This is a genomic window from Tsukamurella pseudospumae (genome assembly GCF_001575195.1).
GTDB lineage: Bacteria > Actinomycetota > Actinomycetes > Mycobacteriales > Mycobacteriaceae > Tsukamurella > Tsukamurella pseudospumae.
The window spans coordinates 264912-276958 of the sequence record NZ_LSRF01000001.1 but is presented as its reverse complement, the minus strand read 5'-3'; the positions used below and the strand labels follow the sequence as shown (position 1 = coordinate 276958).

Below are 12047 nucleotides of genomic sequence, written 5' to 3'. Positions count from 1 at the left end.
CTACTCGCCGTACGCGGCGAACCCGGCGTCGATTCTTCGCCGGAGCGCTGCCCTCTCCGACTCGTTCATCCAGTCCCTCAGGTCGATCATGTGCTGGTAGTACGTGTCCGCGGTGAAGTCCTGCCCGAAGAGGTACGGGTGGGTGCAGTACTCGAACCCGGAATCTTCGACCGAAAGGTCGTTCTCGGCGCAGTAACGCACGAGACCGTCGGCGACGTGCCACCTTGAACCGTCACACCAGAAGACGCCACTTGCGCTGAGCACCGGACCTTCGTCGTCGCTGAAGTCGAAGAAGCCGGTCGCTTCCGGATCGCGCTGTATCAGCGCAATCAAGTCGGACGGAACGCCATCGAAGAAACCTCGTTGGACGTGGACTTCCTCATTGATCACGTTGAGAAACCCCTCGTGTTCGAGCGTCAGCAGAAGAGCCTTCCCGTCGTCTGCGAATTGCCACGCAGTGGTTTGACCGCCGCCGTCGGCCCAGACGAAGAGACCGTTCTCGGGCGGCGAGGGCTCGAGGAACTCGTCGATCATTTCGACCAATGCTGCGCGACGGCGAAGTTCGGGGATCGGTGTGTGCTGGAGTGCCTCCCACGTGTCCATCGCACGATCATGCCCGATGCGGGGCGCGCACGTCGTCAGGCCGCGGCGCGCAGGTCGGCGGGCATCTGGTGGTTCCACGGCTCGTCGGCGTCGTGTTCGGAGAGTAGGGCTTCCAGGATAGGTGGGCCGTGGGGACCGTCGAGGATGGCGGCGATGTCGCGGTCGATGGTGCCGACGAACCGCTCGTACTGCACGCGGAGTTCTTCGCTGCGCCAGAGATTGATGAGACCCTCTCGGCGGCGCAGCCAGCGCTGATGTGCGCGCCGGTACAACTCATCCGCGTGGTGTTTATGATTCACCCGGTGCTCGTGGGACGGATCTGCGGTGCGCCGCCAGCCTGTCCGGCCGGCGTACTCACCGTGGCGGACGGTGATGGTCTCCCAACCGCGGGGGAATCCGCCGGTGTCCGGAACGACCTTGCCGTGGTGCTTGTCGCAGGCGAGGGTGAGGCACGTGATGTCGGTGGGGCAGCCATCGGCCCATGCGGTGATGTGGTGCACCTGGCAGCGGGTCGCGGGTGCGTCGCATCCGGGTGCCGTGCACCCCTTCTCCGAGCCGTACAGCGCGATCCGCTGATCGGCGGAAGCGAGACGCTTCTCCCGACCGAGGAACAACGGCCGCGACTGCAGGTCCAGGACCAGCACGTACCTCGGGTTCGCACCCATCATGCGTAGCGCGTCCTCGACGGGCATCCGCCCTCCGGTGGCGGTGGTCGCGATCCCGGTCTCGGACTCCAACTGGTCGATCGTGAGCGTGATGATCGGGACGCAGGCGACACCGCGGTGTTGTCCGAGGGCGCCGGAGTTGACCGCCACGGCCAGAGCGGTGACCAGCGCGTCGTGATTGCGTTGAACGGTGGTGCGTTGATCGCGTTTCGCCGCAGCCCGCACCGCGTCCTGATCGGTGAGGTCCACGGGATCGTCCACATCCGCGGGGTTGTTCACGCCGGGCCGCGCGAGCTTCTCCAGGATCGTGTCCATCAGCGCGCGCCCCTCGGGGGAGAGGTCGCCGTCGAACGGGGTCATCAGATCGTCGTCCTGCCTGCCCACGCTAAGACCGCGAGCGCGGGAGACCACGTCGGAATCCGGCTCGGCGCCATCGGGATCGAGGTGGGCGAGCGCGCGGGCTCCGATGACCTCGAGGTCCTCGGGTACGACATCGACAGCGGCGGTGACCAGGACGTCCTCAAGGATCTCGGCTTGATCGGGGCGGATCGTCTTCCGGCACTTCGCGAAGACGCGTTCGATCGCCAACGCGTGCCGGTCCGAGATCCTGCCCTCTTGCTGCGCCGCGGCGACGAGCGCGTACCGCGGTTCGGGGCACACGCCGTGCCCGTGCTGCGGAACGCGGTCCCGAGCACCGTGGATCCGGTCCCGCGCCTCGCCGCCTGCGAGCCGCAGTCGTTGGACGAGTAGCTCCTTCATGCCGGTGTAGCCGAGCTGCGCCGGCAGTCCCTGCTCGACCGCGACCTGGGTGAGGAGATGCTGGCTGAACGGAACCCTCCGCGATGCCGTCTCCAGCCGCTCCAGCGAGGCCAGAACGTCCTGCGATTCGAGCATCACCGGATCCGCCTGCGCAAGCCGTTCCGCAGCTTGTTCGAACATGGTCAGCGCGTCGAGATACTCGACTGCAGTGCAAGTACTCATCGCGCGCCTCCTAATCTCTAGATCCTACCTCAATATTCGAGAGACTTCAATAATTCGATAATGTGTGTGATATTGATAGGAATAACTCCAGAATCACGACAGCGGATGGCAGTACGATCGGGGAGGAGATCATGAGGAGGACGTCGTGGTACGGGCAGATGAGGCTTCAGTGACCGGTCGCCGCCTCGATCAAATGGCGAGAGACGAGATCGATGCGGTTCTGCAGCCGTTCCTCGAACGGCATGGACTGGAGCTCGACGGAGACTGGACCGAGGCGCAGACCGCCGAGTATCGCAGATTGGCGGGCCCGATCCACGAGCGGTACCTGGCCGCCCGTGCGATGCTGCCTGTCCCGGTGAAGGACCCACCCGATGAGATCGAGCTGACGAGGAGCGACGAGGTCTGGGCGGTTCTGATTCCGTTCATGGAGCGGCATGACCTCGACTTCGACTCCGCTTGGACTGCCGCGCATTACGCGGAGCTTGATGCGTTGACCGATCCGATTGACGCCAAGTACGACGAGGCGCGGGCGGCGCTGATCCGGCGGCGCGAACGCGAAGCGGCGGATTCAGCTCAGTAGGTCACGCAGGTGATTCAGATCCGCCTGCACCATCGCGCAATCACGATCGAAGTCGGCGTCGCTCGCACCGAGCCGCCGGACGGTGAACAGGACCTCGGCCCCGTCGGGATGCGTGAGCACGCGCAGGGGGTTGTTCACGACGGTGCCGTCGGGCAGCGTCACGTCGTGGTCGAGCACGCCGAAGGGATTGTCCGGCGTGAACCGCACCCGGACCTCACCCATGGGGGAGTCGGTGAGGAGATCGTCGCCGTCGCGGCGCACGCCCGTCGCGAGACCGGCGGCCCAGGCGGCCAGGTTCTCCGGCTCGCGCGCGAAGGCGTACACGTCCGCGGCGGGCCGCCCGATCACGACGCTGATGTGGCGGGACTCCTCGGTCATCGTCCCACCGTAGTCCCGCCCGTCATGGGATGCCGATGGCGTTATCGTGCAGGCATGGGGAATCGATGACAGCGGCACCGATACTCGACGGCATCGTGGTCGCGGATTTCAGCCGCGTGCTCGCGGGGCCGCTCGCCACGATGATGCTGGCGGATCTGGGCGCGGACGTGATCAAGGTCGAGCGACCGGGAGTGGGGGACGACACCCGCCGGTGGGGCCCGCCGTGGACCGCGTCGACGAGCGCGTACTTCGAGTCGGCGAACCGCTCGAAGCGCAGCGTCGAGCTCGATCTGGACGATCCGGTCGACCGCGCCGCCGCTCGGGAACTGGTCCGCCGCGCCGACGTCCTCGTCGAGAACTTCCGCACCGGGGCCCTCGGCGACAAAGGATTCGGCTACGACGAGCTCGCGGCGCTGAACCCGCGCCTCGTCTACTGCTCGGTGACCGGCTTCGGGTCCGACGGTGGCGCGGCGCTGCCCGGCTACGACTTCCTGGTGCAGGCCGTGGGCGGCCTCATGAGCATCACGGGCGATCCTTACGGTGACCCGATGAAGGTCGGCGTCGCGCTGGTCGACGTGCTCACCGCGAAGGACGCGGTGGCGGGAATCCTCGCCGCCCTCTACGAGCGTGAGCGGTCGGGACTCGGGCAACACGTCGAGGTCGATCTCCTGTCGTCCCTGCTCGGTTCGCTCGCGAATCAGGGCGCGAACTTCCTCGCGACGGGGGAGTCGCCGACGCGGATGGGCAACACGCACCCGTCGATCACGCCCTACGAGACACTGCGCTGCCGCGACGGACTGCTCGCCGTGGCGTGCGGCAACGACGGCCAGTTCGCCCGGCTCGCGGACGCCGTCGGAGCCGTCGGACTGGAGCAGGACCCCCGGTTCGCGACGAACCCGGAGCGCGTGCGCCACCGCGCGGACCTGGTCCGCGCTCTGGAGGAGTGCCTCGCAGCCGAGGACGCCGAGGAGTGGGTCTGCCGGCTGACCGCCGCCGGGGTGCCCGCCGGCACCGTCGGCGACATCGCGTCCGGATTCGCGCTCGCCGAACGGCTGGGACTCGCCCCGCGGATCCCGGTGGGCGACGGCGCGATCGACCAGGTGCGGAGCCCCATCGGCTTCTCCCGCACGCCCGTCACCGACTACCGGCGACCTCCGATGCTCGGCGAGCACAACGACGCCGTCCGCGCAGAACTGAACACCCCCGACGAGAGCAGGAACCACTGATGAGCACCGACGAAGCGGCGAAGCGGCCCGCACCCCTCGACCTGGCCGGCATCGACGACCTGCTGTCCGACGACGAGAAGGCCGTGCGCGCGTCCGTCCGGCAGGCGTGCACCGAGCGCGTCCTGCCCCATGTCGCCGACTGGTTCGAGGCCGGCGCGATCGACGACCCGCGGGGCCTCATGCGGGATCTCGGCTCGCTGGGCGTGCTGGGCATGCACCTCGAGGGCTACGGCTGTGCGGGCATGTCCGCCACCCACTACGGCCTCGCCTGCCTCGAGCTGGAAGCGGTGGATTCCGGGCTGCGCTCGATGGTGTCGGTGCAGGGATCGCTCGCCATGTTCGCCATCTGGCGCTGGGCGAGCGAGGAGATCAAGCAGCAGTGGCTGCCGCGCATGGCGGCCGGCGAGGCGATCGGCTGCTTCGGCCTCACCGAACCCGACCACGGATCGGACCCCGCGAACATGCGCACCCGTGCGCGGCGCGACGGCGACGACTGGGTGATCACGGGCCGGAAGATGTGGATCACCAACGGATCCATCGCCGACGTCGCCGTCGTGTGGGCGCAGACCGACGAGGGGATCCGCGGCTTCGTCGTCCCGACGGACACGCCCGGCTTCTCCGCACCCGAGATCAAGCACAAGCTCTCGTTGCGCGCCTCGGTCACCAGCGAGCTCGTCCTCGACGATGTCCGCGTGCCGGACGCCTTCGCCTTCCCCGAGGTCCGCGGCCTGCGCGGGCCGCTCAGCTGTCTCAACGAGGCGCGCTACGGCATCATCTGGGGCTCGCTCGGCGCGGCGCGCTCCTCCCTCGAGGCCGCGCTGAGCTACTCGATCGAGCGGGAGCAGTTCGGCCGCCCGCTCGCGGGATTCCAGCTGACCCAGCAGAAGCTGGCGGATATGAATCTCGAGTACACGAAGGGACTCCTCCTGGCGCTGCACCTCGGCCGCCGCAAGGACGCCGGCACGCTGCACCCGTCGCAGGTCAGCCTCGGCAAGCTGAACAACGTCCGCGAGGCCCTGGAGATCTGCCGCACGGCGCGAACGATCCTGGGCGCCAACGGCATCTCCCTGGAGTTCCCGGTGATCCGGCACATGAACAACCTGGAGTCCGTGCTCACCTACGAGGGCACCGTGGAGATGCACACCCTCGTCGTCGGCCAGACGATGACCGGGGTTCCCGCCTTCCGCTGACCGCGCCGTCCGGTACGCTCGACGGTGCGCCGGACCCGTCGGCACGCAGGTCCGACGGCCGGCTACCGGCCCAGGTACGCCTCGATCCACCGCGGCGCCACGCCGCCCGCGAGCAGGGCGAGCAGCACGATCCGGGCCTGGCCCGGACGCAGCCGCCGGGAGAGGATCGCGCCGGCGGCCACCAGGTCCGCCGCGCCGCCTCCGCCGCCGTACGCCGCGTCGACCGGGCCGGCGACGATCCGCGTCGACACCACCACGACCACGCCGGCGTCGATCGCGCGGCGCACGGCGTCGGCCAGGGCCACCGTCGTGTTGCCGCTGCCGGTGCCGACCAGGACGATCCCCCGGGCGTCGGCGGCGACAGCCGCGTCGACCAGGACACCGTCGGCGCCCGGATAGGAGGCGACGACGTCGACCCGGACGTCCGCGATCGGTGCGTTCCTGGCGAGCAGTCGGTGCGGCGCCGACCCGGCCAGCTCCGCGACGGGCAGGCCTCCGGAGAAGGGCTGGGGCGCCGTCGTCGAGACCTTCGCGAGCCCGCGCACCGTCTGCACCTCCCCGGCGAAGGACAGCAGCACCCCGAGCCCGCGGTAGGCGGGGTCGGCGGCCACGGCGATCGCGCCCGCGAGGTTCGCCGGGCCGTCGGCGTTCGGCGAGTCCGCAGGATGCTGGGCCCCCGTGAACACGACCGGACGCGGGTCGGCGTGCGCGAGGTCGACCAGCAGCGAGGTCTCCTCCATGGTGTCGGTGCCGTGGGTCACGACGACCCCGGCCACGTCGGGCGAGGACAGCGCCTCCCCGACGGCCGCACGGATGGCGTCGAGCTGCTCCAGCGTCAGCGCCGACGAGTCGGCCCGGACCACGTCGCGCACCGTCACCGTGACACCGGCGACCTCCCCGGCCGACCCGAGCAGGTCCGCACCGGAGTCGGCGGCGACCGCGGCGCCGGAATCGTCGTGGCGGCTGGCGATGGTGCCGCCCGTGGCGAGCACGATCACGTCAGGCATGCGTGCAGCATCGCACGCTCCGTGCAGGGCGCGCCGCCGGACCGCGCATCGTTTGGCATAGTGGAGGCGGCGAAGCAGCGGCCGAACGGAGGTGAACTTCTCGATGCGCGGACCGGTCCTCATGGCCCCCGTCGCGGTACTCGTGGGCCTGGCCTGCGGTGCGTGCGGAGGGCAGAACACCGAATCGCGGTCGAGCACACCGTCGGTCGCGTCGGCCGAGGTGACCGAGGCACCGTCGACCACGCCGGACCGCGCACCGTCGACCCAGCAGCTGGACGAGATGCTCTCCCGCGCGATCGACCCGAAGGTGCCGCTGGAGCAGAAGATCCTGCTGGTCCAGGGCGCCACCGCCGCGGACGGCCCGCTGTTCGACGAGCTCGTCAAGCTGCGCACAGACAACCCCACCGTCAGCTGGCACATCGGCAAGCCGGTGCTGGAGCAGCCGGGCGTCGCGAAGGCCCAGTTCTCCGTGCTCATGGGCGGAACCAACCAGCTCGCCTACGCCACGCTCGTCTTCGACGACGGCCGGTGGAAGCTGCAGAAGTCCTACGCGTGCCAGATGATCACGCAGGTCGGGCGCGACTCGCCCTCCTGCCACTGACCTGCCCGACGCCGGCCCGCCCGACGTCGGGCTCGGCGACTACTTCGGGTCGAAGCGGTACACGCTGCCCGTCTTCTGGACGAGCTTCTTCGCGGGATCGTCGCCCGCCAGCGTCCGGCCGCCCTCGAGCTGCACACCGCCCTGACCGAACGCCCGGGCCGGATCGAGCAGGATCGTGCCGTTGCCCTCGGACGTGTAGCTCTCGACGGTCAGTGTGGTGCCGCTGCCGGGCACCCGGAACACCGAGTCGTCGGGGGACTCGTCCACCTTCGCCTTGAGCTCGGGCCGTTCGACGGTGCCGCCCAGCGTCACGGTCATGGTCTGGGTCAGATTGCTGTCGGCGCGGATGGTCCGCGTCGCCGTCCACGTGGCGCCGATCCCCACCGGTTCCGTGGGCAGCGGGACGAGGCGCAGGAAGGTCTGCAGCAGCGCCTGTTCGAACGCGGACTGCGCGTCGGTGGACACCCCGGGCGGCGCCGCGATGACGAACGAACGCACCTCACCGTTCGGCGCGAGCCGCACCCGCCCGACGGTGCCCGCCTCGACCTCGAGGGCCTTGGTCGTCGCGGGGTCCGTGGACGTCGGGGCTCCGAAGAAGGCGTAGACGTCGAGCGGGTCGGCGCAGGTGGGCTGGACGACCATCGGCAGCGTCACGTCGCGGTTGCCGCCCGAGGGCTGCTCGCCGGACACCTGGGAGACCTGCAGCGAGTTGGTGAACAGCGAGTACCGAGCGACGGCCGTCGGGCGCACCGTCAGCGCGCTCGGCGAGCCCGTGCCGGCCCCGTCGAGCACGACCTTCGCCTGCGGGACGTCGACGGTGACGGCGTTTCCGGGCAGCGCCGGCGGGGTGTTCGTGCACCCGGCCGTCGTGGCCGGCGCGGCAACGGATCCCCGGGCTGCATCGGCGGACGACGACGCCGCGCCGCCCCCGGAATCGCTCCCGCCGCACCCCGCCAACGCGGCGCTCAGCGCCACCGTCGAGGTCAACACCACCGGGACCAGCCGCAACCGTCTGCCATGCACACCGCCACCGTAGTGGATGATGGAGGGCATGGATTCTCCCGCAACCGCACGGCCGAGTTGGTATCGGAACCCGCGCATCCTGTTGGCGGTGGTCGCGGTCGCAGTGCTGCTCATCGATCTCGGTGCCAAGACCTGGGTCGTGCGGAACATGAGCTACGGCGAGAAGATCGAGGTCCTGGGGCCCTTCAGTCTGATCTTCGTCAAGAACCCGGGCGCCGCATTCTCGATGGCCACCGGCTACACGTGGATCCTCACGATCATCGCGGTGTGCGTCGTGGTGTGGATCGTGCGGATGGGCAGCAAGCTCACCTCGATCCCGTGGGCCATCGGCCTCGGCCTGGTCCTGGGCGGTGCCCTCGGCAACCTCAGCGACCGGATCTTCCGCGCGCCCGGAGTCTTCCGCGGCCACGTCATCGACTTCTTCTCCGTCGGCGACTGGTTCCCGGTGTTCAACACCGCCGATTCGGCGATCAGCTGCGCCGCGGTGCTGCTGATCGCGCTGACCCTGTTCGGCAAGGACCCGTACGAGGGCTTCGGCCAGAAGCAGCCCAAGGACGACGTCGCCGCCGAACCGGTCGCGCACGGCGAGGAGGCCCGCGATGCGTGAGTCCCGCACCATGCCCGTTCCCGACGGCCTCGACGGCCTCCGCGTGGACGCGGGCGTCGCCCGCCTGCTGGGCCTGTCGCGCACCGTCGTCACCGATCTGGTGGTCGAGGGCTCCGTCACGCTCGACGGTGCCGTCGTCGGCAAGTCCGACAAGCTCCGCGCCGGCGCGCTGCTCGACGTGACCCTGCCGGAGCCCGCGCGGCCGCTGGAGATCGTGGCCGAGCCGGTCCCCGGCATGAACGTCATCTACTCGGACGAGGACATCGTCGTCGTCGACAAGCCCGTGGGCGTCGCCGCGCACGCGTCCGTCGGGTGGACGGGCCCGACGGTGATCGGTGGCCTTGCCGCCGCCGGCTTCCGGATCTCCACCTCGGGCGCGCCCGAGCGGCAGGGGATCGTGCACCGCCTCGACGTGGGTACGTCCGGCGTGATGGTCGTGGCCGTGTCCGAGCGCGCGTACACGGTGCTCAAGCGGGCGTTCAAGCAGCGCACCGTCGACAAGCGGTACCACGCGCTGGTGCAGGGCCACCCCGACCCGATGTCCGGCACCATCGACGCGCCGATCGGCCGGCACCGCAGCTCGGATTGGAAGTTCGCGGTCACCAAGGACGGCAAGCCGTCGATCACGCACTACGACACGATCGAGGCCTTCCAGGCCGCGACGCTGCTCGACGTGCACCTCGAGACGGGGCGCACGCACCAGATCCGGGTGCACTTCGCGGCGCTGCACCACCCGTGCTGCGGCGACCAGACCTACGGCTCCGATCCCGTGCTCGCGAAGAAGCTGGGGCTCGACCGGCAGTGGCTGCACGCCCGCACCCTGGGCTTCACGCACCCCACCAAGGGGGAGTACGTGGAGTTCACCTCGCCCTACCCGGACGACCTGCAGCACGCTCTGGACGTCCTGCGCGACGCGTGAGGCGATCCCTCGCGAGTTGGGCCGTCCTCCTCGCCGTGGCACTCGGCCTGGCCTTCTGGCTCGGATCGGCCACCCCGGTCCGACAGGTGCGCCCCGGCGGGGATCGGCTGGGGCCGCAGTCGGGTCAGTCCGTCGCCGAGTACCTCGACGGGGCCCGCGCCTCGCTGGCCGCCGCGCCCGCGGGGGAGCGGCGCTGGGCGCTGATCTCGCCGACCGTTCCGTGGTCCGCCGACGACGTGTGGACCCGGCTCGGTTCGCTCGACCGGATCGGCCGGGTCCTCGTGCGTGTGTCGATCCCGGGTGTCGCGACCCCCACCGCCACGGTGCCGCCCGGCCAGAGCGCCGAGGGCGTCGCCGCGGTGCCGGAGCTCGCGGCCCTCGCCATGCCGGGACTCGCCGCACCGGGGCCGCGTGGCGTCGCCGTGGCCCGCGTGACCGCCGCGCGTCTGCGGGCCGGCGCCCCCGCCGTCGTCGGCGTGGTGGTCCTCGGCGAGGGCGACGCGCTGCGCGCCGTGGCGGGGCGCCCGGGGGTCCGGTCCGTGCAGGTCCTCCCACGCGACGGTGCCCGGTTCGGCCTCTCCGCACTGCTGCCGTCCTACACCGTCGCCGCTACTCCCGGCCCAGACGACCGCCCGGTACCCGGGGCGTGACTCACCTCCCGCGGGGAGTTTTCGCAGACACCCGGGTTGCAACCCACTACTGGGTGAAGACTCCCCGCGGGAGTGTGAACGCGGGCACCTGAACCTGCGATCCATCTCACGATGTGAGAGTTCTCTCCGTGATCGTGCAGGGAATCCGCGCTGTGGCGAACTAGCGTCGGAGGCATGGCAACCGTGCATCGCACTGAAGGATTCATCGCCCTGCCGGCGCAGGCGCTGTGGGACGTGCTCGTCGACCTGGAGCGCCTCCCGCGCTGGCAGCCCTTCGTGGTCTCGGCCGTGCTGCGCGACCCGGTCGCGCTCGGCGCCCGCCTCGACTGGATGCCGGACCTGCGTGCCTCCTGGATCCACCGCCGGTTCGCACCGTCCGCGACGGTGACGGAGCTCGTGCCGGGGCGTTCTCTCGCGATCAGCCAGCACGAGCCGGCCGGAACCACGACCCTCCGCTGGACGCTCACCCCCCAGGACGGCGGCACCGTCGTCGAGCAGACCGTCACGGCGGACGGCGCCTCCGGGCCGTTCTTCGACCGCATAGTGGCGCGGAGGTTCGCCGCCGACGCGGACACGAGCCTCGCGCGTCTCGCGATGCTCGCGGGACCCCCGCGGGCCGACGACCCGCTCAACGTGGTCATCGCCGGCGGCACCGGCGCGCTCGGCCGGCGGATCGCGGCCGACCTCGTGCGCCGCGGCCACACCGTGACGATCCTCACCCGGTCGATCCGCGCCGATGTCCCGTACCCGCAGGTCACCTGGGACGGACGCACCGTCGGCGCGTGGGCCGCAGTGCTCGATGCGCCGAACACCGCGGTGATCAACCTCGCGGGAAAGCTCGTGGACTGCCGGCCGACGGCTGCGAACATCGCCGCGCTCACGGCCAGCCGCGTCGACGCCACGCGGGCCCTCGTCGAGGCGGCCCGCGGCCGCGGCGTGCGGCGGTGGGTGCAGGCGAGCACCACCGCCATCTGGAGCGACGCGGGGGAGCGCTGGTGCACCGAGGAGTCGCCGTTGCCCGATCCCGGGCTGCCGCAGATGACCGGCGTCGCCCGTCCGTGGGAGGAGGCGGCCACCGATGCCGACACCGCACACCTGACCGTCCTGCGGACCTCGATCGTGCTGGACACGGACTCGCCGGCGATGGCGAAGATGGTCGGCGTCACGAAGGCCTTCCTCGGCGGCAGCCTCGGCGACGGACGGCAGTGGTTCAGCTGGATCCACCGAGACGACTGGCTCGCGATCGCTCGCGCGGGCCTCGGCATCGAGCCGGGCGTGGTCCTGCCCGACGGGGTGGTGGTCGCCGCAGCGCCGCATCCGGTCCGCAACGCCGACCTCATGGCCGCGCTCCGCAGGCACCTGCGCCGCCCGTCCGCGCCGCCCACGCCCGCCCCGATGCTCGCGCTCGGCGCGATCGGCATGCGCAGCGACCCTGCCCTCGGCCTGACCGGCCGGCACGCCACCTCGACGGTGCTCCCCGCCGCGGGATTCGCCTTCCGGTACCCGGATCTCGACGGTGCGCTCGCCGATCTGTTGGGCTGAACGGGGGCATACCGTACATCCGTTCGCGCTCCGCGAAAACCAGTTGTGAGTGCCCGCTCATTTATGTAGCCTCAA

13 protein-coding genes are annotated in these 12047 nt (G+C 70.5%); 8 read left to right on the top strand and 5 right to left on the bottom strand.

Annotated elements, in window-relative coordinates; all coding sequences use genetic code 11:
• Together AXK60_RS01245 and AXK60_RS01240 are read right to left on the bottom strand one after the other, a co-directional pair.
• A complete protein-coding gene (locus tag AXK60_RS01245) occupies window positions 1–534 on the bottom strand; it encodes a hypothetical protein (protein WP_068569174.1) in 534 nt (177 codons plus the stop codon).
• 104 nt (window positions 535–638) lie between these two features.
• Window positions 639–2249, bottom strand: a complete 1611-nt coding sequence (locus tag AXK60_RS01240) for an HNH endonuclease signature motif containing protein (protein WP_082777729.1) — start codon at window positions 2247–2249, stop codon at window positions 639–641.
• 169 nt (window positions 2250–2418) lie between these two features.
• On the opposite strand from AXK60_RS01240, the gene AXK60_RS01235 reads away from it, so the two are divergent.
• Window positions 2419–2829 (top strand): hypothetical protein, encoded by a 411-nt coding sequence (locus AXK60_RS01235; RefSeq protein ID WP_139057682.1) that lies wholly within the window; start codon window positions 2419–2421, stop codon window positions 2827–2829.
• Here AXK60_RS01235 and AXK60_RS01230 read toward each other — a convergent pair.
• Window positions 2818–3207, bottom strand: a complete 390-nt coding sequence (locus AXK60_RS01230; protein ID WP_068569171.1) for an SRPBCC family protein — start codon at window positions 3205–3207, stop codon at window positions 2818–2820. The genes AXK60_RS01235 and AXK60_RS01230 overlap by 12 nt on opposite strands.
• 65 nt (window positions 3208–3272) lie before the next feature.
• On the opposite strand from AXK60_RS01230, the gene AXK60_RS01225 reads away from it, so the two are divergent.
• Window positions 3273–4433 carry a CaiB/BaiF CoA transferase family protein gene (locus AXK60_RS01225; RefSeq protein WP_068569170.1) on the top strand — a complete coding sequence of 387 codons (1161 nt, stop codon included), beginning with the start codon at window positions 3273–3275 and terminating at the stop codon, window positions 4431–4433.
• Entirely contained in the window at window positions 4433–5623 is a 1191-nt protein-coding gene (locus tag AXK60_RS01220; RefSeq protein WP_068569169.1) for an acyl-CoA dehydrogenase family protein, read from the top strand. The genes AXK60_RS01225 and AXK60_RS01220 overlap by 1 nt, the downstream gene beginning before the upstream one ends.
• Before the next feature lie 62 nt (window positions 5624–5685).
• Here AXK60_RS01220 and AXK60_RS01215 read toward each other — a convergent pair whose 3' ends face one another.
• Window positions 5686–6630 carry an asparaginase gene (locus AXK60_RS01215; RefSeq protein WP_068569168.1) on the bottom strand — a complete coding sequence of 315 codons (945 nt, stop codon included), beginning with the start codon at window positions 6628–6630 and terminating at the stop codon, window positions 5686–5688.
• 103 nt (window positions 6631–6733) lie between these two features.
• Here AXK60_RS01215 and AXK60_RS01210 point away from each other — a divergent pair, with 103 nt between their 5' ends.
• Window positions 6734–7231 (top strand): WKL family lipoprotein, encoded by a 498-nt coding sequence (locus tag AXK60_RS01210; protein ID WP_139057681.1) that lies wholly within the window; start codon window positions 6734–6736, stop codon window positions 7229–7231.
• Between the two features lie 39 nt (window positions 7232–7270).
• On the opposite strand, the gene AXK60_RS01205 is transcribed toward AXK60_RS01210, so the two are convergent.
• Complete coding sequence (locus tag AXK60_RS01205) at window positions 7271–8284, bottom strand: hypothetical protein (RefSeq protein ID WP_068569166.1); 1014 nt, start codon at window positions 8282–8284, stop codon at window positions 7271–7273.
• Here AXK60_RS01205 and lspA point away from each other — a divergent pair.
• From lspA to AXK60_RS01185, 4 genes are all read left to right on the top strand, one after another.
• Entirely contained in the window at window positions 8283–8861 is a 579-nt protein-coding gene (gene lspA, locus AXK60_RS01200) for a signal peptidase II (RefSeq protein ID WP_068569165.1), read from the top strand. The two genes, AXK60_RS01205 and lspA, sit on opposite strands and share 2 nt — an antisense overlap.
• The gene (locus AXK60_RS01195) at window positions 8854–9780 is read left to right on the top strand and encodes an RluA family pseudouridine synthase (RefSeq protein WP_068569164.1); all 927 of its coding nucleotides are present in this window, start codon (window positions 8854–8856) and stop codon (window positions 9778–9780) included. The genes lspA and AXK60_RS01195 overlap by 8 nt, the downstream gene beginning before the upstream one ends.
• Complete coding sequence (locus AXK60_RS01190) at window positions 9777–10430, top strand: hypothetical protein (protein ID WP_068569163.1); 654 nt, start codon at window positions 9777–9779, stop codon at window positions 10428–10430. Before AXK60_RS01195 ends, AXK60_RS01190 begins: the two co-directional genes overlap by 4 nt.
• A gap of 174 nt (window positions 10431–10604) precedes the next feature.
• The gene (locus tag AXK60_RS01185; RefSeq protein WP_082777728.1) at window positions 10605–11972 is read left to right on the top strand and encodes a DUF1731 domain-containing protein; all 1368 of its coding nucleotides are present in this window, start codon (window positions 10605–10607) and stop codon (window positions 11970–11972) included.
• Window positions 11973–12047: the final 75 nt, after the last annotated feature.